The organism is Sinorhizobium americanum (assembly GCF_001651855.1).
In the GTDB taxonomy this organism is placed as follows: domain Bacteria; phylum Pseudomonadota; class Alphaproteobacteria; order Rhizobiales; family Rhizobiaceae; genus Sinorhizobium; species Sinorhizobium americanum.
In genome coordinates, this window is the sequence record NZ_LNQC01000055.1 from 124,713 (window position 1) to 148,414 (window position 23,702).

The 23,702-nt window shown below is 61.1% G+C and carries 17 protein-coding genes and 5 pseudogenes; 15 read left to right on the forward strand and 7 right to left on the reverse strand.

Annotated features, from left to right (window positions below; translation table 11 throughout):
• Window positions 1–69: 69 nt before the first annotated feature.
• Complete coding sequence (locus ATC00_RS15970) at window positions 70–516, reverse strand: helix-turn-helix domain-containing protein (RefSeq protein ID WP_064253538.1); 447 nt, start codon at window positions 514–516, stop codon at window positions 70–72.
• 219 nt (window positions 517–735) lie between these two features.
• Window positions 736–1,701 (reverse strand): phytanoyl-CoA dioxygenase family protein, encoded by a 966-nt coding sequence (locus ATC00_RS15975; RefSeq protein ID WP_064253539.1) that lies wholly within the window; start codon window positions 1,699–1,701, stop codon window positions 736–738.
• Window positions 1,702–2,580: 879 nt separating this feature from the next.
• Between ATC00_RS15975 and nodD2 the strand changes: the two genes are divergently transcribed.
• Together nodD2 and ATC00_RS15985 are read left to right on the forward strand one after the other, a co-directional pair.
• Window positions 2,581–3,585 carry a transcriptional regulator NodD2 gene (nodD2, locus tag ATC00_RS15980; protein ID WP_064253540.1) on the forward strand — a complete coding sequence of 335 codons (1,005 nt, stop codon included), beginning with the start codon at window positions 2,581–2,583 and terminating at the stop codon, window positions 3,583–3,585.
• Between the two features lie 271 nt (window positions 3,586–3,856).
• Window positions 3,857–4,270, forward strand: a complete 414-nt coding sequence (locus tag ATC00_RS15985) for a hypothetical protein (protein ID WP_064253541.1) — start codon at window positions 3,857–3,859, stop codon at window positions 4,268–4,270.
• A 241-nt stretch (window positions 4,271–4,511) separates the two neighbouring features.
• Here ATC00_RS15985 and ATC00_RS15990 read toward each other — a convergent pair whose 3' ends face one another.
• Both ATC00_RS15990 and ATC00_RS15995 read right to left on the reverse strand, forming a co-directional pair.
• Entirely contained in the window at window positions 4,512–4,901 is a 390-nt protein-coding gene (locus ATC00_RS15990) for a type II toxin-antitoxin system VapC family toxin (RefSeq protein WP_037381379.1), read from the reverse strand.
• Window positions 4,898–5,131 (reverse strand): type II toxin-antitoxin system Phd/YefM family antitoxin, encoded by a 234-nt coding sequence (locus ATC00_RS15995; RefSeq protein ID WP_064253564.1) that lies wholly within the window; start codon window positions 5,129–5,131, stop codon window positions 4,898–4,900. Before ATC00_RS15995 ends, ATC00_RS15990 begins: the two co-directional genes overlap by 4 nt.
• A 1,274-nt stretch (window positions 5,132–6,405) precedes the next feature.
• Here ATC00_RS15995 and ATC00_RS16005 point away from each other — a divergent pair.
• The 13 genes and pseudogenes from ATC00_RS16005 (at window position 6,406) to ATC00_RS33960 (ending at window position 22,281) form a co-directional block, all read left to right on the forward strand.
• Window positions 6,406–6,639, forward strand: coding sequence for a hypothetical protein (locus ATC00_RS16005; RefSeq protein ID WP_064253542.1), 234 nt, complete (start codon window positions 6,406–6,408; stop codon window positions 6,637–6,639).
• Window positions 6,640–6,751: 112 nt separating this feature from the next.
• Window positions 6,752–8,620 carry an acyltransferase family protein gene (locus ATC00_RS16010; protein WP_234782322.1) on the forward strand — a complete coding sequence of 623 codons (1,869 nt, stop codon included), beginning with the start codon at window positions 6,752–6,754 and terminating at the stop codon, window positions 8,618–8,620.
• Window positions 8,621–9,018: 398 nt separating this feature from the next.
• The gene (locus tag ATC00_RS16015; protein WP_064253544.1) at window positions 9,019–10,959 is read left to right on the forward strand and encodes an acyltransferase family protein; all 1,941 of its coding nucleotides are present in this window, start codon (window positions 9,019–9,021) and stop codon (window positions 10,957–10,959) included.
• 1,612 nt (window positions 10,960–12,571) lie between these two features.
• The gene (locus ATC00_RS16020; protein ID WP_064253545.1) at window positions 12,572–13,774 is read left to right on the forward strand and encodes a cytochrome P450; all 1,203 of its coding nucleotides are present in this window, start codon (window positions 12,572–12,574) and stop codon (window positions 13,772–13,774) included.
• Between the two features lie 92 nt (window positions 13,775–13,866).
• A complete protein-coding gene (locus tag ATC00_RS16025) occupies window positions 13,867–15,159 on the forward strand; it encodes a cytochrome P450 (protein ID WP_064253546.1) in 1,293 nt (430 codons plus the stop codon).
• Between the two features lies 1 nt (window position 15,160).
• Window positions 15,161–15,286: pseudogene (locus ATC00_RS33955) on the forward strand (ferredoxin); the annotation flags it as partial.
• Window positions 15,287–15,454: 168 nt separating this feature from the next.
• Window positions 15,455–16,300: an SDR family oxidoreductase gene (locus ATC00_RS16030; RefSeq protein WP_064253565.1), complete on the forward strand. Its 846-nt coding sequence runs from the start codon at window positions 15,455–15,457 to the stop codon at window positions 16,298–16,300.
• Entirely contained in the window at window positions 16,300–17,643 is a 1,344-nt protein-coding gene (locus tag ATC00_RS16035) for a cytochrome P450 (RefSeq protein ID WP_064253547.1), read from the forward strand. The genes ATC00_RS16030 and ATC00_RS16035 overlap by 1 nt, the downstream gene beginning before the upstream one ends.
• Before the next feature lie 141 nt (window positions 17,644–17,784).
• Window positions 17,785–18,783 carry a polyprenyl synthetase family protein gene (locus tag ATC00_RS16040; protein WP_064253566.1) on the forward strand — a complete coding sequence of 333 codons (999 nt, stop codon included), beginning with the start codon at window positions 17,785–17,787 and terminating at the stop codon, window positions 18,781–18,783.
• A gap of 150 nt (window positions 18,784–18,933) precedes the next feature.
• Window positions 18,934–20,484, forward strand: coding sequence for a hypothetical protein (locus tag ATC00_RS16045; RefSeq protein ID WP_064253548.1), 1,551 nt, complete (start codon window positions 18,934–18,936; stop codon window positions 20,482–20,484).
• Window positions 20,481–21,380: pseudogene (locus ATC00_RS16050) on the forward strand (terpene synthase family protein); the annotation flags it as partial. The gene ATC00_RS16045 and the pseudogene ATC00_RS16050, both read left to right, overlap by 4 nt.
• A gap of 89 nt (window positions 21,381–21,469) precedes the next feature.
• Window positions 21,470–21,906: pseudogene (locus tag ATC00_RS31190) on the forward strand (beta/alpha barrel domain-containing protein); the annotation flags it as partial.
• Window positions 21,907–21,996: 90 nt separating this feature from the next.
• The gene (locus tag ATC00_RS33960; RefSeq protein ID WP_327290363.1) at window positions 21,997–22,281 is read left to right on the forward strand and encodes a hypothetical protein; all 285 of its coding nucleotides are present in this window, start codon (window positions 21,997–21,999) and stop codon (window positions 22,279–22,281) included.
• On the opposite strand, the gene ATC00_RS16060 is transcribed toward ATC00_RS33960, so the two are convergent.
• From ATC00_RS16060 to ATC00_RS33510, 3 genes and pseudogenes are all read right to left on the reverse strand, one after another.
• Window positions 22,259–22,525 carry a hypothetical protein gene (locus ATC00_RS16060; RefSeq protein ID WP_082912370.1) on the reverse strand — a complete coding sequence of 89 codons (267 nt, stop codon included), beginning with the start codon at window positions 22,523–22,525 and terminating at the stop codon, window positions 22,259–22,261. The two genes, ATC00_RS33960 and ATC00_RS16060, sit on opposite strands and share 23 nt — an antisense overlap.
• Window positions 22,509–22,794 (reverse strand): annotated as a pseudogene (locus ATC00_RS33505) (IS66 family transposase); the annotation flags it as partial. The pseudogene ATC00_RS33505 and the gene ATC00_RS16060, both read right to left, overlap by 17 nt.
• A gap of 212 nt (window positions 22,795–23,006) precedes the next feature.
• Window positions 23,007–23,384 (reverse strand): annotated as a pseudogene (locus ATC00_RS33510) (thermonuclease family protein); the annotation flags it as partial.
• Between the last annotated feature and the right edge of the window lie 318 nt (window positions 23,385–23,702).

Below are 23,702 nucleotides of genomic sequence, written 5' to 3' on the forward strand. Positions count from 1 at the left end.
CTGCCTGAATTTCGGCAACCTGCCAAGGGTTGAATTACCGCCAAACTGGGATTCCGGACGAGACACCTCTCAGATAGCCTGACCTTCATCGAACCCGTCCGCGACAGCCTTTAAGAGGCCAATGGCCCGGCTTCTAACCTTCGCATCGCCGATACGGGAGAAGGCCCTAATCAGTGCGAGACCCTCGTTGCTTGACGCGAAGTCGATAATTTCGGGTTGCAGTCCGGGTTTTACGGCGGTGCCGTCGACGCCGTTCGTGCCGGCGCCCGGCATATCTTCGAAGAAGTAGGATACCGGTACCTCCAGCGCCTCGGCAATCTGTTGCAGGCGACTCGCTCCGACGCGATTGATGCCCTTTTCGTATTTCTGCACCTGCTGAAACGTCACCCCGATCTGCTCGGCAAGACTCGTCTGTGGCATTTCCATCCAAACTCGCCGCATGCGAATTCGACGGCCGACATGAATGTCAACAGGCTCGGGTTTCGCTTTTTTCTGTTCAGGGTTCGGACTGAGCATGCATTTCTCCATGTTTACTTCGCGATGGGTATCTCCCCCGACCTATCGCGCTCTGCTGTTGTTCCCGCCTTGATGCCGATATTGCGCCGGCATTTCTCATTAGATGGACTCGTTCTATTTATGGTCCAGTGGGCAGGAGTGGCTATTGCCGAGAAGCCGGCCCTGTATAGCGGGAAAAGTTCCGCTCTTGAAACCCATAACTTGGAGCCACGCTATAAACTACCGAACGACTGGCTCGCCATGATAGCGTCGCTTCGACGGTTTCGAGACGCCAAATCCGACCTCCATCATCAGACGCGGCTTCTCCTTTGCCAACGTGCCCATATGGAAGCCGAATGGATCTTCGACGAAGCCTGAGCCCGCCTGGCCGGTCAAAGTGATGGCATTCTCCTCGCCGTAGAAGGCCAGCACTTCCTCGGCGGCATGGCCGACAAGGAGCGTCAGTTGATGCTTCAAACGCCTGCGATTGTGGCTGCCGCGAAGGAAGACATGAGGACCGGAAGTGGCATCCACGTCTGACAGATAGAAGAAAAACTTCAACATTCGCCAGTCATCGAGGTCGAAGTGGAACTTGAAAGAAGCGCGGCTCAGATCCGCATCAGAGGCATTTCGCGTCGGGAAGCTCCACCACGTCCTTGTGGTGATCAACCTCGCTTCGCCGCCGAGATAGTGCCTTGCCACGTTGAGAAGCAGGGGGTCTTGCTGCACGGCTAAGGCGGCCGGGCATTGCATAATCTGCTCATAATGATGGCCGCTCAAAATAGTCCGGCCGAAACGGCGCTCAGCTTCGGCATGATCGCCGGCCAGGAACTCGAGCCTGCGGTCGAAATTGCCGAAGCAGGGTGTCTCGTGACCAAAGCGTGCAATTTCCTCTTGAATGGGGCGTGGCAGGGTCAGGCCTGAAAAAATACCTGTTCTTCTCAGTTCCGCCGCGATCGCTTCTGCTTGGAGGTCGCCAAAAATGGAAGGCGTGGCAATCTTGTCCTGCACCACGCGTCTTGCGGTTAGCCAATGCGCCTTGCGGAACGGCATCAAGCGCGCCAATAGGAACATCGGCAGCCAAGCCGGGTTCTCCCGCACATCCGAAAGATACGTAGGGACTCGGGCAGCTATCCGGCGGATCGTCCCGCCGCTGCGGGCGATTGCTTCGAGGTCCTTCGTATCAGAGTGAGCGGGACTGTTCATTCTATTGCCTTTCGTACTTTTATTTTTGCCCGCGTACCTCGCCAATGACGCACGGCAGATCCTGAAATCAGCGAGCCGCTCGAACAAGCATTCGAGGTCGGTGAAGTGACTGCGAAGATCGCGCATTCTTCGTTGCAGAGATCCGAATTGTCGGGGTTGAGCGTCTCAACATCGTTTTTCGCCTTGGTTTAACACGGGGCGGATCGTACCCGACGGCGCATGGCCGACGAACACCTCAGAAATGTTCGACCCGCTGCGCTCGCGGAGGGGTTGTTCTAATGCAACATCCCGTGCGGTCGGGAAAAATAGAATGTTTGGATGGAATGCATCCAGGCTATGGATAGTATCGCAAGGTTGCTTCTTCAACGCGTGAGATTCATGCGAGCGGCGACTTTGCGCTTCGATAACCGACACGCAGCATCTGGTTGAAGAGCTTCTTGCATACAATCTCTTCGATCGTCGGGCAACAAGTTTTCGCGGGACGAATTAAGCCGGGCCGCCGATGTCTTCAGTTCGCCGTCCCCATCCACCAGCAAATTCAACATGTGTCTGCGGATGTGGATCATGTTGAACTGCGATGCCGCGCAGCTCCAGTGTCACGTTTTGCTTGGGTCCTTCGTTGAGGCCGACCGAGGCCGGGCGGTAGGAGCTGATGCAAGAGATTAACGTGCTGTGTGCCCTATGTGCGTTTAGCGGCTTGTCGGGCCCGCAGTAACGCTAGCGCTAGGCGGACAGGGTACGACTGTCGTCTGATCGCGCCGGCCGCCGCCGGCGCCGTAGATGCGGCTACGGCTGCCATGATTTCGAACAATTTGTATTACTAATTAAGAAAGCTGGTAGTTTGGGATGGCAACCATCCACGTTTTGGATAGATGACGCATGCGGTTCAAGGGCCTTGATCTAAATCTCCTCGTCGCGCTCGACGCTTTGATGAGCGAGCGTAATCTTACGGCGGCGGCGCGCCGCATCAATCTCAGCCAGTCGGCGATGAGCGCGGCCGTTGCCCGGTTGCGCAGCTATTTTCGGGACGAGCTGTTCACAATGGCGGGGCGCGAATTTATCCCGACGCCGCGTGCGGAAGGGCTCGCCCCCGCGGTGCGCGAGGCCCTGCTGCAGATCCAGCACTCCATTGTCTCCTGGGAGGCGTTCAAACCAGCCCACTCGGATCGCCGCTTTAAAATCGTGCTCTCCGATTACGTCACGCTCGTGTTTTTCGAAAAGATCGTGGAGCGTGCGGCGCGGGAAGCTCCTGGCGTCAGCTTCGATTGTCGGCCTCCCGCGGACGACAATGAGGACCTTCTCCGGCGCGGCGAAGTCGATGTGCTAATCCTGCCGGAAATGTTGATGTCGAGCACTAATCCTCGAACAAGGCTTTTCGGCGATAAATATGTTTGCGTCGGCTGCCGAACGAACGAGCAACTGTCGGAGCCACTTACATTCGAGAGATATATGTCGATGGGGCATGTTGCGGTCAAGTTCGGCAATAGCCGAAGGCCAGGCCTCGAGGATTGGTATCTGCTCGAGCACGGTCTAAAGAGACGTACCGACGTCGTCGTACAGGGTTTCAGCATGATTCCGCCCATGCTGTTGGGCACCGAGCGGATAGGAACCATGCCCTTAAGGCTGGCGCAGCTTTTCGCAAAAACAATACCGCTGCAGATTGTCGAGCTTCCCCTGCCACTCCCCCCGATTACCGAGGCGGTTCAATGGCCCGCGCTTCACGATAGTGATCCGGCCAGTCTTTGGCTGCGCGAGATGATAGTAGAGGAGGCGTCGCCTATGGCTTCGTCCCTTCCCACGACCGAGCCCCTCGTCGGACAGACCAGCACGAGTATTGACCTGCTCACCTCCGATCTGCGGACTTCTTCAGGGCCAGGGCTCTAAAGGGAGGCATGCCATCCTCGCTGGTTCAGGCATGGAAAGGCCCGGGCGCATTCAGTGAATTCGGCGGCAGGGCCCACAGGAGCGCTTGGAGTTCCGATCGCGTGCCCTCTTCGGATGTAAGCGCTGTTCCCAATCACCCGTTGATAGATGTCACTAGCGCCAGCTCGGCATTTGCTAAGAACGGTCGGCGACTTTTCACACCGGAGCTTTGCTGGACATTTCACCGCGTAGCGACGATAGTCCGCCGATAGCAGAGCACATCAGGTACCCGATGCCCTATTACCACGCTACATGGCGGCGTCACCTCCCTTCGATTTTGAAGCATGGCCTCGGCGGAGCGCCGCCAGATTCCCAGAACTTTCCGGTCGAAGCAGGTGTCTATCTCGCCCGAAATCCCGCGGTCTCAGTGGCGTTCATGATCGAAAGTTACCTTGAAAGCTCCGACACGATCGACATTACGCCTTCTCAGGTGGTCGAAGCCATCTGCGTCCTTGTCATCGATGACAGTCGAGTCACGGAACGCCTGATAAGTGCAGACCCCAACATTGATAGAACGGACATAACAGTCCTTTACCGAGGCATTGTGGACGTTACGGGTATGCCGATCTTGGGGGTGGACGACGTCATCGATTCTCCTGTCACAGTCGACGAGGTCACTGCTCTTCCGTCTGGCTTGTCAGAGTAGGCCCATGGCAGCAGCACTGTTTGGTGGTGTTCAGGCGGACTGCTTTGGTCAACCGCGAGATGGTGGCGCTTGGTTCTGCGTGATTCCATTGCGGGTAACATGACGTTGGAAGATTCCAGTTCAGGCGCAAAACAGACCCGTTGGTGGTGCGGCACCACCAACTTCGTGTAGGACGGTATCTATGGACAGGCGGTAGGCGGCCAGGGAGCTTTCAAGGTTTCTACGATGAGCGAATTGCAGTTCACCACAACCGTCTAACGGCTGGGAGTGTATCGAACACCTCGTCCGCTGAGATCAACGGGGCTCCAAAATCCAACGCACTTGCTGCGAGGAGACGGTCAAATGGGTCGCGATGCTCCCACTCAAGTGTGGCCCCCTTCAAACAGATCTCTGGCGCCAGGGCGGCAATTCTGCCACCCTGTTCCACCAGCAGGCTCGGCAGATCGTTGACGAATGGCTTCATCTCCGGCCACTTGCCGATACGCACCTTCTGCCCGATCTCAAAAAAGCTGATCGGACTGACGAAAACGCTGGCGGCCTCTGTGATGAGAGCGGTTGCCTTGGCAGATAGGCGTCCATCGCCGGTCAGCGACCATGCCCATGCATGGGTGTCGAGAAGGACAGTCGTCACGCTTGACCTTCCCAAAGCGCCAACTCATCCTCACTCATTGGCTCGAAGAAGTCGGGCCCGTCTCCTGTAACCTTGCCTTTAAGCAGCCCGATCGTGAACTTGCATTGCGGGATGGCAACAATCCGGGCTACAGGGGTTTTGCCCTTGGCGATGACAACTTCTTCGCCAGCCTTCGCCGCCTCTATAAGTTTGGACAAGTTCGTCTTGGCGTTGTGAATTGTCACCTGCATTGGAAACCCCAATTAGCTAACTTAGCCATAAATAGTGCTTTCTCATCTTGAAATCCAGCCCCCACTTTGCCGCCGCAGAATCTCGCCAGCTGTGCGTAGCTTCTTCTTCGCTCCCGCCGGCGGCTGAACGTTCGGCTGTGGAAGGGACGGCCGTGCGGACCTGGATATCACATAGGCCTAGTCCCCTGCAGTCTTCAGCTTTTCCAAGAGCGTTAAAACATCAGCTTGGATATCGAGGCATAAATCCACGTATTCGACTATCAGCTCCTCACGGTGAGGAAAATCCCTCCGATGCCGCTCAAGCGTCTCCGCCGCTACAGCATAAGCTTCGAATAGGTCGTCCAATTCGCGGCTCTTAGCGTGGTATAGGAGTTCTCGATGTCGAGGCAGGGCAAGCGCCAGACGGGCCCGGCCACTTCGTAACTGTGACATTCTTTCAATCCGATAGCATGGTCCTCGACCCGATGGAAGTTTGAGTATCGGGCGCGGAGAGCCGTCTCGTGGTGCGAATATAGCGCGACAATCAGCATGATACCTTCATCCCGACCGCGACATAAAATCTCATCTTGATCGACGCCGAGTCTCACCTTGATTGTCGCCGTGCATGCCAGCCCACCAGGACAATCCTGCAACTACGAGAGTCCGGCTGGAAAGTTCACGGGAATTCAACCCACGCTAGGCGGAGGTATAACGTCAGGTGCGGTGCGACGTTCCCTTGATGAAGCCCAAAGCTACGCAGAACGGGCTGATGCCGCTCTGAGATCTCTCGTCCGGTCAGTTCGAAGTCGTGGCCATGGGTGGCCAGCGGACGACTGCCCGATCGATCCGGCGGGAGTGCCGCTCCTCGCCCGTACGACGGGCGAAGCCCGCTCTAAACGTACAACGTTTTCGCACATGTCGGCAGTGCCTCTGACTACGACAACAATATCATTGCGCAGGGCCAACAGCTTAAGGAAGCGTCTATCCAGAACGCGGATTTGGGCCATCCAAATATTCGATTTTACGAATTGGGCGGCGCACCTCATTAGAAAGACATCGGTCGAAGGAAATCAATTACATGGGATCAACTGCGAGCGCAGGAGGGACGGGAATTGCTCGAAACCGCTCAGATCGAACGGGCGTTGCCAAAGATTATGTCAGCGCAACCGGAGAGCACCTCGATGATTGGCGGCCGCGCCTGAGGCGCTCCTATCGGGCGCAGTTTCGATTCTCAAGGGCGAGCAAGGAGGACGAGGAGGGCTTGCACGTGCTTTGAGGTGCGGTGGAAGTGTGGATTGCAGCGGGCCGCTCACGCCGAACGCACCAAATCTTTTGCGATTCTCCAGGGCCACGGGGCACTCGACGATGGTCCTCATCCGCTTTCTGCCCGATTCCTGGTTGCGGTGGCCGAGGGCCACGCCGACGTCTTTTTGTTTCCGGTGAAGATACTGAAGAATGGCAACCTGAGCGATGTAGCACTCCAGAGAGGCATGAACTTTGCCTTCTTGCAGCATGCAGCCACTGCCTGAGTGCTGCCTTTGCGAACCATCCACCTGAACTGAAAATCAACAGGTCCTCCAATGTCACGAGAATTCCGGCCTGATATCCAGGCCTTGCGGGGTCCTAGCCGTTCTGCTGGTTGTGCTCTATCACGCCCACGTCGGGCCGTTCGGCTATCTCGGCGTTGATATTTTCTTCGTGATTTCTGGCTTTCTGATCACTGGCCTCATCACGAGGCAGCTCGAGCAATCACAGTTCAGCTTTTGGGAATTCTATTATCGCCGTGCGAGGCGCCTCTTGCCCGCGGCCTACGTCGTCATTGCGCTTACGACGGTCGCTGCGCCTTTCTTCCTGTCAGATGTGGGGCTGCGGGAGCTCCGAAATCAGGTGTTCGGGGCGCTGACATTTACCGGCAATGTTGTTCTCTGGTCTCAAGCGGACTATTTCGGCGGAGCGGCAGAAACGAAGCCTCTTCTGCACTTCTGGTCGCTTGCTGTCGAAGAACAGTGTTATCTGCTGCTTCCTGCCTTCTTTGCCTTGGCACCCAAAAAATGGTGGCTGTTGGGCGTTGGTTCGCTCCTGGTCACTAGTGTGATCCTTTGTTTCTACGTGGCATTTCGTCATCCATCCGCCGCGTTTTATCTTTTACCGACGCGCTTTTGGGAAATGGCGGTCGGTTCCATCGGGGCGTTGTTGCCCGCCAGCCCTCGCGTGGCTGCCAGGCTTGCGACACTGCGCTTCCCGGCGCTGGGGCTTCTCCTCCTGATTCCCATTGGACCTTCTGGTTTGCAGGACCCCGTCGTGGATGCCGCTTTAGTTTGCGTCGCAACCCTCATTCTCCTCCTGGCGCCCTGCAAGGAGAGTATGGCGGTCCGAGGCATGGCAAAACTCGGGGACATCTCGTACTCGCTCTATCTGATCCATTGGCCGGTGCTGGTCTATGTTCGGGCTGCTTGGCTGTCAGAGCCTCCTGCGGTTGCGATCTACGCGGCAGTTTTCTTCTCAGTTGTCGCGAGCCTGGCTCTTCACCGCTTCGTCGAGAAACCCTTCCGACGGGGATCCGTCACGTCTCATGTGCGAATGACGTCAGGACTTGTTATCGCAACGAGTCTTCTCGCCATCGTACCGGCAGTGGACATTGGCGCAACCGAAAGTAGGGTTGGGGTTTCCGACGTCAGACGTATCAATTACGGCCTGGGAAGAGCATGTGATCTTACACCCGGATCGCTTCCTCAGACTATCCCGGAGGCGTGCCAGACGGCGGACAGGCCCGAATTGCTGGTCTGGGGCGATTCATTTGCTATGGCACTGGTTCCCGGCCTGGCCAAAACGGTCGGTGAAGCCGGACTGGCGCAACTCACCATGAGCGGGTGCCTCCCCGCCATCGGCGTTGCTGCCTTCTCGAGGCGGGCAGCCTCTCCATATCCCCGTGCGTTCGGCGAGGATTGTATTCGCTTCAATGACAGTGTCTTGAGCATCCTGAAGAATCGGCCGGAGATGAGGACCGTTGCAATCTCAAGCCCGTTTGACGCACCTGTATCCAACGACTTTATCCTGCTTAAGAGGACTGGTGATACCTTCACGGAGGTTGAAGCATCGGTAGATGGAGCCGCTGAGGGTATCAAATCTCTCGTGGAGGCCGTTCGTGCTTTGGGCAGGCGCGTGGTCGTTGTTGCTCCTCCGCCGGTCGCAAGCTTCGATATCGGCGATTGCCTTGAGCGAAAGGCGAGGGGCAGCCTTATGCTCGGCGACTACAGGGATTGTAAGATACATGTCAGCGATTACCGCCGAATGCGATCCCGCACTCTAGAGCTCTTGAACCAAGTCGCCATGAAGGCTGACGTGGAGGTTGTCTCTTACCACGACTTTCTCTGCGACGACACCACATGCAAGACCGAGATCGACGGCAAATACCTTTACCGAGACAGCGGACACCTGTCCTATGAAGGGTCGGAGCTCATCGCTCGAAAGACGGGACTTGCTGAGAGGCTGATCAGGGCCGCCCGATAGAGCATTTCGGCATGGTTCCGCGTCGACTTTTCAAGACCGAGGTTCTTTGCTGCTGATGGCGATCCCCGAGGTTTTTACCCTGGGCGAGCGCATGGCCGGGTTCATGGTTGTCTAATCGATCTACAGCGTAAATGTATGCCATCTAAACAATCGATTTTACGAATTAGCGGGCATGCTTCATTAGAAGAAGTTGAATTGACAGAAAGAAAGTACACCGACGCCATGCTTCGACGACGCTCTTAGTTCTCAGAGAGCAGGGCGGATATTCGAAAGTATGGGCAGAAACATTCCCCAGAAGAAAGTTATCTCCGGATCCTTGGTGCGGATAATTGTCAGTGGCCAACATTCTTCGCGTCCTCAGTTCATCCAGTTAGATCGGGAATTTCATCAGGGCTTCTATGCCGAGCGCGTTTCGAACTGATATCCAAGCTTTGCGGGGATTGGCTGTTTTGCTGGTCGTCCTTTATCATGCCGCTGTTGGGCCGTTCGCAGCCGGCTATCTCGGTGTTGACATTTTTTTCGTGATTTCGGGCTTTCTGATCACCAGTCTGATCAGGACGCAGCTTGAGCAATCACGGTTCAGCTTTTGGGAATTCTATTATCGTCGTGCCAAACGTCTGTTGCCGGCGGCCTATGTCGTCATTGCGCTCGCGACGATTGCTGCGCCTTTATTCCTGTCAGATGTGGGTCTGCGCGAGTTCCATACACAGGTAATCGGGGCGCTCACATTCACCGGCAACATCGTTTTCTGGTTTCAATCGGACTATTTCGGCGGGGCGGCAGAGACGAAGCCCCTCCTGCATTTCTGGTCGCTCGCTGTCGAAGAGCAGTATTATCTGCTTCTTCCTGCTTTCTTGACGCTAACTCCCAGGAGATGGTGGCTCTTAGGAGTTAGCTCGCTCCTCGGTACGAGTTTGGCGCTCTGTCTATACGTGGCCTCTCGTGACCCATCCGCTGCATTTTATCTTTTGCCGACCCGCTTTTGGGAAATGGCTATTGGTTCGCTCGGGGCTTTGCTTTCGGCCAGCCCTCGCGTGGCTGCAAAGCTTTCGCTGTTGCGCCTCCCGGCGCTCCTGCTTCTTCTCGTTATTCCTATCGCTCCCGTTGGTTCCCAGCACCCGGGCGCAGATGCTGTACTGGTCTGTTTGGCAACCCTGATCCTCCTGCTTGTGCCGAGCAGGAGTAGTTTGGCGGTTCGAGGCATGGCAAGGATCGGGGACATCTCGTACTCGCTCTATCTGCTCCATTGGCCGGTACTAGTGTATGTTCGGGCTGCTTGGCTGACAGAGCCTCCTGCGGCTGCGATCTACGCGGCAGTATTCTTCTCAGTTGTCGCGAGCTTGGCTCTTCACCGCTTCGTGGAGGAGCCGTGCCGCCAGGGGGTCGTCACATCTCGTGGACGGATGGCCTCAGGGCTTCTCGCCGCATCGGTTTTTCTTGGCTTCTCGCCAGCAGTGGCCATTGCCGCAACCAATAGCAAGGTTGACTTCAATCAGATCCGGAGGATCAATTATGGCTTGGGAGGCGCATGTGTTTTTAGTCCCGGATCGCCTCCTAAGGCTATCCCGCGGGACTGCCAGACGACGGACAGACCACGGTTGCTCGTCTGGGGCGATTCATTTGCGATGGCCCTGGTTCCGGGCTTGGCCAAAACAGTAGGCGAAGCCGGACTGGCCCAGCTCACCATGAACGCGTGCTTCCCCGCAATCGGCGTTGCTGCCTTCTCAAAGAACTCAGCAACCACGCCCTACTATCCCCGTGCCTTCGGCGAGGATTGTATTCGCTTTAATGACAGTGTTTTGAGCATCCTGAAAAATCAGCCGGAGATAAGAACCGTTGCAATCTCAAGCCCATTTGCCACCGCCGTAGGGAAGGACTCTATGCTCCTTAAGAGGAACGGCGACACGTTCGCGGAGGTTGAAACTTCGGTAGATGGGGCGGCTGAGGGTATCAAATCTCTCGTGGAGGCCGTTCGAGCCCTTGGAAGGCGAGTGGTCATTGTTGCTCCCCCACCAGTCGCAAGCTTCGATATCGGCGATTGCCTTGAGCGGAAGGCGAGGGGAAGTGTTATGCTCGGGCGCTACAGCGATTGTAAAATACGTGTGAGCGATTACCGCCGGATGCGATCCCGCACTCTGGAGCTCTTGAACCAAGTGGCCGTGAAGGCTGACGTGGAGGTTGTCTCTTACCACGACTTTCTCTGCGACGACACGACGTGCAAGACCGAGATCGACGGCAAATTTCTTTACCGGGACAGCGGCCACCTGTCCTATGAAGGATCCGAGATCATCGCTCGAAAGACGAGACTTGCTGAGAGGTTGATCAGGGCTGCTCGGTAGAGCATTTCGGCATGGTTCCGCATCGACTTTTCAAGACCGAGTGTCTTTCGTGGAGTGAACCGCGCCAACATAGCAAAGAACTTCGGTGTTGCGAGAATGCTCGCCGTGGCGCTTGCCCGAGGCAAGTCTCTAGCACCAGCGCGGCCTTTGGACTGCAACAGCCCGGACCTGACAGCGACCGAAACCGAGGGACTGGGCGGCGTTGCGATGCTCCCTCGGCCAGGTGCACTGTGGAGGCAAGCTGGATCAGGGGCAGTTTTTAGCACTCGCAGGCGATGCGCCGCTTTGAAAGCAAACCTCACTCACTGAAACACCCAGTCAGTCCAGTAATGTCTCTCAAGCCGGAACGAAAGTGAGGTGAGGTCTGGTCTGGTCTGGTTTATGAAGGGGCGGTGGGCCTGACCTTTTCGAGAGCCAAGATTCGCCTTTTACCTTTCGGCGAAGGCACTCACCTCCTCGAAAGGTGTGCGTCGTCCTTGACGATCGCCCTTGCTCTTGTTTGATCGTGCTTCGACTAAACCAGCTGAGCTCAAATGATTTTTATCTGGAAGCGAGTACCCAGGGACACGTCTGGGGAGCTGTCCTACACCGATGTTTGGGAGGCTCGGTGTGTAGGCACGTCTCCCTGGGCATATACACCTATGCAACTTCCCAAACGAACCGCAAAATCGATTATTTGGATGGGGCCGATCCAATCTACGGATGACTGAAGTTGCGTGGAACAGCGCGACAGACAGTCTTACAACAATGCCTGTGCAGCGACATTCGTTATCAACGTCCCAATAGACCGTCAATCTCGGGGAGAATGCCGCCTGATCAGCTGCCTTGTTGTCCGCGTTAAGTGAGCTCATGTACACAATGTCTGGTGACGGATCTACGGCTCGCGCATTCTCAAATGGCAAGAAATGCTTGCCGCCCAAGTGGTGGGTGACGAAACCGGGCAGGGGCGGGTTCTCCAGCCAAAGTTTTTTCGCCAGCGTCCCGTGAAGCCACGGACATATGTGCGACTTCCGCTATCCCTGCACGCCTCACTTGCGAAACGCAGCCGGTCCATACATATGGGTCGATACGCTCAGGTGGCCGGCGTGGCGTCTGAGTACTATCCGACACTGTTCTGTCGCCTTTGTTGGTCCGCGACACGGCATATTTCGCCGAGCTTTTGTCTGGCCTCAGTCTAAGCCGCTGAAAGGCAAACACAATTTTTTTCTTCTGCTGGGTCGGCCAATTTGGCACGAGTTTTGAAACTCCTTCGTTGCGAGCCGGGAGCGCCGACCGACCTTCATTTCGTGGATGACACCGCGATCGTAAAGGGGGCCTCGGCGAAACCGCTTCCTACCAAACAGGCTCGCCGCCCTTGTCGACCCTTGCGCAGGAATTCTTGATGGCCGGCTGCGACTCAAAGGCCCAACATTACTCGCCTTATCCTGAACTCGAAGGCGAAGGATAAAGCTCTGCATCTCGACGCCTAGACAGTTACACGCTGCCGATCTTGATAATCGAGTCGGGCTACTCCGCGGAGGGCGTCGTCCACATCCATCTCACGTCATTCGCTGCCCGCAGCGCCTGCCGGTCACCTTCCGCCCTTTTACCGCTTAGAGAGTGAAGTGCCACCATGTCCGAACAACCCGTGCCGACGCTGCCGATGTGGCGCGTCGATCACATCGAGCCCTCGCCTGAGATGTTGGCGCTACGCGCCAACGGTCCGATCCACCGCGTGCGCTTCCCGTCTGGGCACGAAGGCTGGTGGGTGACAGGCTACGACGAGGCCAAGGCGGCGCTGTCCGACGCGGCGTTCCGGCCCGCCGGGATGCCGCCGGCGGCATTTACTCCGGATTCGGTGATTCTCGGTTCCCCGGGGTGGCTGGTTTCGCACGAGGGGTGCGAGCATGCCCGCTTACGCACGATCGTGGCGCCGGCCTTCAGCGACCGCAGGGTGAAGCTGCTCGCGCAGCAGGTCGAGGCAATCGCCGCGCAGTTGTTCGAGACGCTGGCTGCCCAGCCGCAGCCCGCCGACCTGCGGCGCCACCTCTCCTTTCCGCTTCCGGCCATGGTCATCAGCGCGCTGATGGGCGTGCTCTACGAGGATCACGCCTTTTTCGCGGGGCTGTCCGACGAGGTGATGACGCACCAGCATGAAAGCGGCCCGCGCAGCGCGTCGCGCCTGGCCTGGCAAGAACTGCGCGCCTACATTCGAGGCAAGATGCGGGACAAGCGCCAGGATCCGGGCGACAACCTGCTGACGGATCTTCTCGCGGCGGTCGACCAGGGCAAGGCGACCGAGGAAGAGGCGATCGGCCTGGCGGCTGGCATGCTGGTGGCCGGGCACGAGAGCACCGTCGCGCAGATCGAATTCGGCCTGCTGGCCATGTTCCGCCATCCGCAACAGCGCGAACGCCTCGTCGGCGATCCATCCCTGGTGGACAAGGCGGTGGAGGAAATCCTGCGCATGTACCCGCCGGGCGCGGGCTGGGACGGCATCATGCGCTATCCGAGGATCGACGTTACCATTGCGGGCGTGCATATTCCTGCGGAGAGCAAGGTGCTGGTCGGCCTGCCGGCGACGTCGTTCGATCCGCGCCATTTCGCCCACCCGGAAATCTTTGACATCGGACGCGACGAACAGCCGCACCTGGCGTTCTCCCACGGGCCGCACTACTGCATCGGCGCGGCGCTTGCCAGGCTGGAACTCAAGGTGGTGTTCGGTTCGATCTTCCAGCGCTTTCCCGCGCTGCGCCTAGCCGTGGCGCCCGAAGAACTGAAGTTGCGCAAGGAGATCATCACTGGCGGGTTCGAGGAATTCCCGGTGCTCTGGTGATGCGCGGAGGCCACCGGGAATAGCGATCTTCTCCGAAATTTGCCGGCGTGCCTGGCGCGCCGGTCAGATCAGACAGCCAACAGGTAACCAAGATGGACGTGCAAGAAACCACGGCAGCATGCCGGGACGCCTTCGCCGCCCTGGCGTCGCCAGCGTGCATCCACGACCCGTATCCGTTCATGCGGTGGTTGCGCGAGCACGATCCGGTGCATCGCGCAGCGTCGGGCCTCTTTCTGTTGAGCCGCCACGCCGACATCTACTGGGCGCTCAAGGCCACGGGCGATGCGTTGCGGGGACCGGCGCCGGGCGAACTGGCGCGCTATTTCCCGCGTGCGGCGACCAGCCTGTCTCTCAATCTGCTGGCGTCCACGCTAGCGATGAAGGATCCACCGACGCATACGCGTCTGCGCCGGCTTATCTCGCGCGATTTCACCATGGGCCAGATCGACAACCTGCGGCCGAGCATCGCGCGCAACGTCGCAGCGCGCCTGGACGGCATGGCGCCCGCGCTGGAGCGTGGGGAAGCGGTGGACCTGCATCGGGAATTCGCGCTGGCCTTGCCCATGCTGGTCTTCGCCGAACTGTTCGGCATGGCCCAGGACGATATGTTCGGGCTAGCCGCCGGCATCGGCGCCATTCTGGAAGGCCTGAGCCCGCACGCCAGCGATCCCCAGCTGGCCGCGGCGGACGCGGCCAGCGCCCGGGTGCAGGCCTACTTCGGCGACCTCATACAGCGCAAGCGCACCGATCCCCTCCACGACATCGTGTCGATGCTGGTCGGCGCACACGACGACGATGCCGACACGCTGTCGGATGCGGAGTTGATCAGCATGCTGTGGGGCATGCTGCTTGGCGGCTTCGCCACCACTGCTGCGACCATCGACCATGCGGTCCTGGCGCTGCTGGCGTATCCCGAACAGCGGCACTGGCTGCAGGGAGACGCCGTGGGGATCGAGGCTTTCGTCGAGGAAGTCCTGCGCTGCGACGCGCCCGCCATGTTCAGCTCCATTCCGCGCATCGCTCAGCGCGACATCGAACTGAACGGCGTGGTGATCCCGAAGAACGCGGACGTGCGCGTGCTGATCGCGGCCGGCAATCGCGACCCGGACGCCTTCGCCGATCCCGACCGTTTCGATCCTGCGCGGTTCTACGGCACCAGTCCTGGCATGTCGACCGACGGGAAGATCATGCTGAGCTTTGGCCACGGCATCCACTTCTGCCTCGGGGCGCAACTGGCCCGGGTGCAGTTGGCCGAGAGCCTGCCGCGGATAGAGGCGCGCTTCCCCACGCTGGTACTGGCCGGGAAGCCGACCCGGGAGCCCTCCGCGTTCCTTAGGACGTTCCGCTCCCTGCCGGTGCGGCTGCACGCGCAGGCGGGGGGCTGAGATGCGCGTCGTGGTCGACCAGGATCTGTGCGGAACCACGGGGCAGTGCGCGTTGACGCTGCCGGGCACCTTTCGCCAGCGCGAACCGGACGGCGTGGCCGAAGTGTGCGTGGCGACGGTCCCCGAGGCGCTGCACGCCGCCGTGCGGCTCGCGGCCAGCCAGTGCCCCGTCGCAGCCATTCGGGTCATCGAAAGCGACGCTCGCGATGACGAGCGCGCCAGCGCCGACCCTCCCGCCTTCCGGCGGAGGCCGAGCGGCATGCCGCGAATGACCCGCACGACCCAGGAGGACACGATGGAACGTTTTGAAGACAAGGTGGCCGTGGTGACCGGCGCCGGCGCCGGCATCGGCAAGGCATGCGCCCTCGCCATCGCGCGCGAGGGCGGCAGAGTGGTGGTGGCCGACATTGATGGCTCGGCGGCCATCGCCTGCACCGCGCAGATCGCGGCCGAAGCGGGCCACGCGCTGGCCCTGGCCATGGACATCGCCGATGCGCAGGCGGTGGCCGCGCTGTTCGACACGGCGGAGCGGCACTTTGGTGGGGTCGACCTTCTGGTGAACAACGCGAGCGCCATGCATCTGACCCCGCGCGACGGCGCGATCCTCGACCTGGACCTGGCGGTTTGGGATGAGACCATGGCGACTAATCTGCGTGGCACGCTGCTATGCTGCCGGCAGGCCATCCCACGGATGATGGTCCGTGGCGGTGGCGCGATCGTCAACATGTCGTCGTGCCAGGGGATCAGCGGTGACACCGCGCTGACGTCCTACGCCGCGTCGAAGGCGGCGATGAACATGCTGTCGGCCTCGCTCGCCACCCAGTACGGTCACGCGCAGATCCGCTGCAACGCGGTTGCGCCGGGTCTCATCATGACCGAACGTCTCCTCGCCAAGCTGGACGAGTGCATGCAACGGCATCTGCGCCGGCACCAGCTCCTGCCGCGCGTCGGCCGCCCCGAGGACGTGGCCGCGCTGGTGGCTTTCCTGCTCTCCGACGATGCTGCGTTCATCACCGGCCAGGTCGTGTGCATCGACGGCGGCATGCTGACGCATGTGCCGACATACGCCGATGGTGGCAACAGCCGCGCCGCGCGGCCGGCCGGCGACACCGCCGAAGCGGCCGCTGCGCCAGGGAGGTGATGGACATGCTGCTCAACCCGCTGAACCGTCGACACCGGCTGCGGTACGACATCCCGGTCATGCCCGGCGCCTTCCCCGTGGTCGGGCATCTTCCCGCCATCATATGTGACCTGCCACGCCTGCTGCGGCGCGCGGAACGGACGCTGGGCAGCCACTTCTGGCTGGACTTCGGCCCTGCCGGACACCTGATGACCTGCCTGGATCCGGATGCGCTCGCATTGCTCCGGCACAAGGATGTGTCCTCGGCGCTGATCGAAGAGATCGCGCCCGAAATCCTTGGCCGAACGTTGGTCACGTTGAACGGTAGTGCGCACCGGCAGGCGCGCGATGGGATCAAGGCGGCGTTCCTGCCCAGGGGGCTGACCGAGGCCGGCATTGGCGAGCTGTTCGAGCCCGCCATCTGGGCCCGGGTGCAGGCGTGGCGCGACCGCGGTGAAGTAACTATCCTGCGCGAAACCGCCGACCTGATGCTCAAGCTCACCTTCAGTCTCATGGGCATCCCCGCCCAAGACCTGCCGGAGTGGCATCGCAAGTACCGGCAACTGCTGCAGTTGATCGTCGCGCCCCCGGTCGACCTGCCCGGAATGCCCTTGCGACGCGGCCGCGCCGCCCGCGACTGGATCGACGCGCAGTCTCGCGAGTTCATCCGCGACGCGCGCGCGCATGCCGTGCGCACCGGGTTGATCAACGACATGGTGAGCGCCTTCGATCGCAGTGAAGACGCGCTCTCCGATGACGTCCTGGTCGCCAATATCCGCTTGCTGCTGCTTGCCGGTCACGAGACCACCGCCTCGACGATGGCCTGGATGGTGATCGAGCTGGCGCGGCGGCCTGAGCTGTGGGACGCCCTGGTCGAGGAGGCGCAACGCGTGGGCGCAGTGCCGACCCGGCACGCGGACCTGGCGCAGTGTCCGGTCGCCGAGGCGCTGTTCCGCGAGACGCTGCGCATGCATCCGGCGTCCTCGCTCTTACCGCGTCGCGCGACCCAGGAATTGCAACTCGGCGAGCGGCGCATTCCCGCGGGCACCAGTCTATGCATCCCGCTGCTGCACTTCTCGACCTCGGCGCTGCTGCACGAGGCGCCTGATGAGTTCCGCCTGGCGCGATGGCTGCAACGCACGGGGCCGATCGGGCCGGTGGACATGCTGCAGTTCGGCAGCGGCCCACACGTCTGCATCGGTTACCACCTGGTATGGCTGGAACTGGTGCAGTTCAGCATCGCCTTGGCGCTGACCATGCACAAGGCCGGGGTGCGGCCGCGGTTGCTGAGCGACGCCGAAAAAGGCCGGCGCTATTACCCGACAGCACAACCCTCCATGAAAATCCGCATCGAATTCTCATGAGCTGGCATCGCATGCCCCGTGTGGCGAGGCAGCGGCGCGACGCGCGGTATTGCTGCACTCCGCGCGCTCGGTGCGACGCCGGCAACACCGCGGCGGCTCGGCGCTCGCCGTGGCCGTGTCAGGTACAAGGACATGAACAACATGCAGACCGGTTCCCCGCTACACGTCGACCGAGCTGGCGTTTCCGCGCTTGGCGGATTGGGCGCGCAGGCGCGCGGCGCATCCGGTAGGCTGCTGCCGGAGATCTGGATGCAGTACGGCGCAAAGCGGGTCGAACAGGCGCTGGCGCGTCTTCTCTGCGCCGAAGACGACGGTGAGACCGAGCTGATGGCGGCGATGCGCTACGCCACCTTGCATGGCGGGAAGCGCACCCGCGCCTTGCTCTGCCTGGCTGCCGGCGCACTGGCCGACACGCCGGCGCACATGCTCGACGACGTCGCCGCCGCCATCGAGATGATGCACGCCTGTACCCTGGTCCACGACGACCTGCCCGCGATGGACGACGACGTGCTTCGCCGCGGCCTTCCGACCGTGCACGTCAAATTCGGCGAAGCCACTGCGATCCTGGTCGGCGATGCGCTGCAGGCGCACGCCTTCCTGACCCTGGCGAGCCTGGATGCGCCGGGCGACAACCGTATCGCGCTCGTGCGCGAACTGGCGCAGGCGGTGTCCGCCGAGGGTGCCGCAGGCGGGCAGGCCTTGGATCTGTCGCTGGTCGGAAAGCACGTCGAGCTGGACAGGGTCGTGGCGATGCACCGGATGAAGAGCGGAGCGCTAGTGCGCGCGTCCGTTCGCATGGGCGCGCTATCCGCCATCGCGGAGGATGCCGCGCACGCCGCGCTGTACTGTGCGCTCGATCGCTACTCCGCCTGTTTCGGCCTGGCGTTGCAGGTGCTCGACGACATTCTCGACGCGACAGCGGATATCGCGACGCTGGGCAAGACCCCCGGCAAGGACGCGGCGGCGCAGAAGCCGACCTGCGCGTCGATCATGGGGCTGCAGGCAGCGCGCCAGTTCGCGCTGGATTTATTGCGTGACGCCGAAAAGGCCATCGCCCCGCTGGGGCCGCGTGCGGAACCGTTGGCGCAGATGCTGCAGCGGGCCAATGCGTACCTGTTCAAGCACGCGCCATGCGCATGAGCGCGCCCGTCCCCATGGAGTGGCCCCTCTGCCGCTGCGATCGGCCGGTGGCAGCGGTGCACGCTGCACTGTGTCCGCGTCCGCGGCGAGATGCGCGGCGCCTGCCCGTTCCTGGTTCTTGGTCAACCGTCTGCAGAAGGAACATCCCGCGTGAACGCGCTGTCCGAACAGATTTTATCCGAATTGCGCCACCTGCTGAGCGAGATGAGCGACGGCGGCAGCGTCGGTCCGTCCGTCTACGACACGGCGCGAGCTCTGCAGTTCCACGGCAACGTCACCGCTCGGCAGGACGCATACGCGTGGCTCCTCGCCCAGCAACAGGCGGATGGCGGATGGGGAAGCGCGGACTTCCCGCTGTTCCGCCATGCGCCCACGTGGGCGGCGTTGCTGGCATTGCAGCGTGCCGACCCTCTTCCCGGCGCTGCCGACGCAGTCCAGGCTGCAACCCGGTTCCTCGAGCGCCAGCCCGATCCCTATGCGCATGCGGTGCCCGAAGACGCGCCGATCGGCGCGGAGCTGATCCTGCCGCAGTTGTGCGGCGAGGCCGCATCCTTGCTGGGGGAAGTGGCGTTTCCGCGCCACCCGGCGCTGTTGCCGTTGAGGCAAGCACGCCTGGTCAAGCTGGGCGGCGGGGCGACGTTGCCGAGCGGCCATCCGTTGCTGCACTCCTGGGAAGCCTGGGGGACGTCCCCGACCACCGCATGCCCGGATGACGCCGGCAGCATCGGCATCAGTCCGGCGGCCACCGCCGTGTGGCGTGCGCACGCCGTGACTCAGGGGAGCACGCCGCAGGTCGGGCGCGCCGACGCGTATCTGCAGGCGGCATCGCGGGCGACGCGAAGCGGCATCGAAGGTGTCGTTCCCAACGTCTGGCCGATCAATGTGTTCGAGCCATGCTGGTCCCTGTACACTCTGCATCTGGCCGGGCTGTTCGCGCATCGTGCGCTCGCCGAGGCGGTGCGCGTGATCGTCGCGCAGCTCGACGCCCGCCTGGGCGCGCGCGGTCTGGGCCCGGCCTTGCACTTCGCGGCTGATGCGGACGACACCGCCGTTGCGTTGTGCGTCCTGCGCCTTGCAGGCCACGACCCGGCGGTCGACGCGTTGCGCCATTTCGAAATCGGCGAGCAGTTCGTCACCTTCCCCGGCGAGCGCAATGCCTCGGTGTCGACCAACATCCATGCCCTGCATGCGTTGCGACTGTTGGGAAAGCCCGCCGCCGGCACCAGCGCCTATGTCGAGGCCAATCGCAACCCGCACGGTCTATGGAACAACGAAAAATGGCACGTTTCGTGGCTGTATCCCACCGCGCATGCGGTCGCTGCGCTGGCGCAAGGCAAGCCCCAGTGGCGCGACGAGCGCGCGCTTTCGGCGCTGCTGCAGGCGCAACGCGACGACGGCGGCTGGGGCGCCGCTCGCGCGTCCACATTCGAGGAAACCGCCTATGCGCTGTTCGCGTTGCGCGTGATGGACGGGAGCGAAGAGCCGACAGGCCGCCGGCGCATCGCGCAGGCGGTGGCGCATGCGCTGGAGTGGATGCTCGCCCGCCATGCGGCGCATGCATTGCCGCGGACGCCGCTGTGGATCGGCAAGGAACTGTATTGCCCCACCCGGGTGGTGCGCGTCGCTGAACTCGCCGGGTTGTGGCTAGCGCTTCGTTGGGGGCGGCGCGTCCTGACCGAGGGAGCGGGAGCGGCGCCATGATCCAGACCGAACGTGCGCTGCAGCAGGTGCTGGAGTGGGGGCGCTCCCTGATCGGGTTCGCCGACGAGCATGCCGTGGAAGCGGTCAGGGGCGGCCATTACATCCTGCAGCGCATCCAACCGAGCCTGCGCGACACCAGCGCCCGCACCGGCCGCGATCCGCAGGACGAAACGCTGATCGTGGCGTTCTATCGCGAACTGGCGCTGCTGTTCTGGCTCGACGATTGCAACGACCTTGGCCTGATCGCGCCGGAGCAGCGAGCCGCGGTGGAGCAGGCGCTGGGGCAGGGCGTCCCGTGCGCGCTCCCCGGATTCGAGGGCTGCGCTGTGCTGCGCGCTTCGCTGGCCGCGCTCGCCTACGATCGTCGCGACTATGCTCAGCTTCTCGACGATACCTGGTGCTACTGCGCGGCGTTGCGCGCCGGGCACGCGCAGGCGGAAGCGGCGGAACGCTGGTCCTACGCCGAGTACCTGCACAACGGCATCGATTCGATCGCCTACACGAACGTGTTCTGTTGCCTGTCCTTGCTGTGGGGGCTGGACATGGCGACCTTGCGCGCGCGCCCCGCGTTTCGCGAGGTCCTGCGGCTCATTTCCACGATAGGGCGCCTGCAGAACGATCTGCATGGACTCGACAAGGACAGGTCGGCCGGCGAGGCCGACAACGCGGCGATCCTGCTGCTGCAGCGCTATCCGGTTATGCCTGTGGTGGAGTTCCTCAACGACGAACTGGCCGGCCATACGCGCATGCTGCACCGGGTGATGTCGGAAGAACGCTTTCCCGCGCCGTGGGGACCGTTGATCGAGGCCATGGCGGCCCTGCGCGCGCAGTATTACCAGACCTCGACCAGCCGCTACCGCAGCGACGCTGCGGGGGGAGGCCAGCGTGCGCCGGCCTTAACGCGCTCGGGAGGCGGCGGCGTGCGGGCGCTGCCGTCGGTCCGATCCGACGCAACGCCGTCGGCGGATTCGATGGAGGAGCGAGCATGAGCGACACCGCCCTGAGCCGGCGCAAGGACGACCAATCTGGATATCGTGCTGGATCGGCGAACGGCGCCGGCACGGTCGCTGCCAGCGGGAGTGCATCCGTTTCGAACACTGCGCATTGACCGAGTTGGACCTGACGCAGATCGACCTGGCGCCTCGCTGCTGGGCAAGACCATGCGCGCGCCGCTGCTGATCGCCGCACGCGGCGCGCCGAGCCCAAAACCGGCATCCGAGCGAGGCAGTGCAAGCCTTGGGGATCGCCACGTGCGTCGGTTCGTAGCGCGTCCTGCAATCCCGCTACGCCCAGGGGCTGACGCGCGCGCTGCGCCGCCTGGCTCCAGACATTCCCTTGCTGGCCGATACCGTAGCCGAGCAACTGCGCGAGGCCGACAGAACCGCAACTGCATGCCCTCAAGGATGCCGGTTGCAAACGGATCCATGAAGAAAGATCCTCAGGCGGACGTTCGATCGGCCCGAACTGCACCGACTGCTTGAAGGGAATGTCGTCGTCTGGAAGCTTAACCGGCTGACGCGGTCACTCAAGGACATGCTTCTCACCCTCGAGAAGATCGAAACTGCCGGCGCGGGGTTTCGCTCGTTGACCGAGGCAATCGACACGACGACGCCGGAGGGGACGCATGATGATGCAGATGCTCGGCTCGTTCACCGAATTCGAGCGCCATCTTGCGGGAACGCTCAATGGCGGGTCTACAGGCAGCTCGCGAACGCGGGCGAAAGGGTCGACGCGGTCCGAAACCAACCCCCGATCAGCGGTAACCGGCCGATTGTTACCGCGGAGATTTCGCCTTGACGCGAGCGATGAGTTCTTCGTCGTCGACAAAGCTGTCGAGGAAGTCGTTCCAGGCTTCGGGCGAACGGTGAGCAGCGGAGAGCATCTGGTTAAGCACATCGATGCCATCGTCGCTCAGTGCGGTGGTTGTCTCATCGTCACCGTGTACGACGCTGATGATACTTCCATAGGTCAGATTGGCGGAATTGCGGACGATCGCCTCCAGGAGTTCCAGGTCTTCGCCGAGCAATTCGGCCGATACGATCGAGTGCCTCGCGCGATCTCGGATTTGTTCGAGATCCAGATATCATGGAAGTCGCGTTGCCAGTGTGCCCAACATGAAGCCTCCCGGAAGCGGGATTTCCCGTTCTCGCCAGGTTCATATAGCTTCCCCGTAGCCTTTGAAGGATGCCGCTCGCCTGCTGAGGTGATGGTGGACGTGGTCTTCCTTCCAGTCCGGAGCAAAGTAGTAGACGCGCCCGGTGGAGCGGCGCCCGCCCAAGGACGTTGATCGCGGACATAAGTCCGGATCCTGCGGTCTTCTTGTACCAAGGTGACCAAGGCGTGTGATAGATGTGCCCGTTTTCGGAAATGTTGCCCTTGATCGGACAGCCATCGGGAGCTTCCTGCTGCCCAAGCGTCCATTGTTGGGCACGGTAATCCCATGGAGCAGTCTGGTTATCGGTGATCCAAATGCCGATGTGGCTGTTGTGGGCCTGATCTTGGAGATCGGCATAATCAGTGGAATACTTGCGAAACGCCCAAGCGTGGCAGGTCGCGACCATCTTCGCGTTGACATCTTCCCCGCTGACGTAGCAAACGGCGATTGTCCGGCCGTAGCCATCCTGACCACGGTAATCGCACTCGACAGCCTTTCCAAGGACGAGTTCTTCGAGGGCTGAGATAGCAGCCTTGCCGCAATCCCAGGCTTTGCCGTTTGGCTTGCTGCATTTCTGCCCGGCCTCGGGTGCGTCGATCCCGTGCAGGCGATAAACGATCCCATTCAGCTCTATCGTGTCACCATCGACCACCCGGGGAGAGGGCAGCTGCCAAAGCGGAACCGCTGAGCAGCGCGAACAGACCCAATGTGAATGCGTACCGCATATATTTGTTTCATCCCCCATCCATAGCGCTTCAGCCCGGGTCACTTTCTAGGTTCTGGCTCCGAAAATCAAACCGGGTCGCAGTTTCCCTCAGCCCTGCCAACCATGCCGTACGTTGAAGGCGGAAACTCAATCAATGGTTTGCGTGTGATTTCATCGTCTGCCACTTCCAGCTTGCATTAGCAAATCAAAAAATGTAGTATATCTTTGGCACAATATCAGAGACGCGGTGGAATAGCGCAGCATGGATTTGATACTCGAATCCATGCCTTTACCGTTTGTGTCTCGTGTACCGACATTTTTTCTTTGCATCGATTTTTCCGCAAAGACTGCTCCAGT

What these genes read in the sequence shown, in the direction of transcription:
- ATC00_RS16040 (WP_064253566.1), top strand. Translation starts at nt 17,785, where the DNA reads ATGCAGACCGGTTCCCCGCTACACGTCGACCGAGCTGGCGTTTCCGCG.
- ATC00_RS16015 (WP_064253544.1), top strand. Translation starts at nt 9,019, where the DNA reads ATGCCGAGCGCGTTTCGAACTGATATCCAAGCTTTGCGGGGATTGGCT.
- ATC00_RS15985 (WP_064253541.1), top strand. Translation starts at nt 3,857, where the DNA reads ATGCCCTATTACCACGCTACATGGCGGCGTCACCTCCCTTCGATTTTG.
- nodD2 (WP_064253540.1), top strand. Translation starts at nt 2,581, where the DNA reads ATGCGGTTCAAGGGCCTTGATCTAAATCTCCTCGTCGCGCTCGACGCT.
- ATC00_RS16020 (WP_064253545.1), top strand. Translation starts at nt 12,572, where the DNA reads ATGTCCGAACAACCCGTGCCGACGCTGCCGATGTGGCGCGTCGATCAC.
- ATC00_RS16030 (WP_064253565.1), top strand. Translation starts at nt 15,455, where the DNA reads ATGGAACGTTTTGAAGACAAGGTGGCCGTGGTGACCGGCGCCGGCGCC.
- ATC00_RS16025 (WP_064253546.1), top strand. Translation starts at nt 13,867, where the DNA reads ATGGACGTGCAAGAAACCACGGCAGCATGCCGGGACGCCTTCGCCGCC.
- ATC00_RS15970 (WP_064253538.1), bottom strand. Translation starts at nt 516, where the DNA reads ATGCTCAGTCCGAACCCTGAACAGAAAAAAGCGAAACCCGAGCCTGTT.
- ATC00_RS15975 (WP_064253539.1), bottom strand. Translation starts at nt 1,701, where the DNA reads ATGAACAGTCCCGCTCACTCTGATACGAAGGACCTCGAAGCAATCGCC.
- ATC00_RS16035 (WP_064253547.1), top strand. Translation starts at nt 16,300, where the DNA reads ATGGACATGCTGCTCAACCCGCTGAACCGTCGACACCGGCTGCGGTAC.
- ATC00_RS15995 (WP_064253564.1), bottom strand. Translation starts at nt 5,131, where the DNA reads ATGCAGGTGACAATTCACAACGCCAAGACGAACTTGTCCAAACTTATA.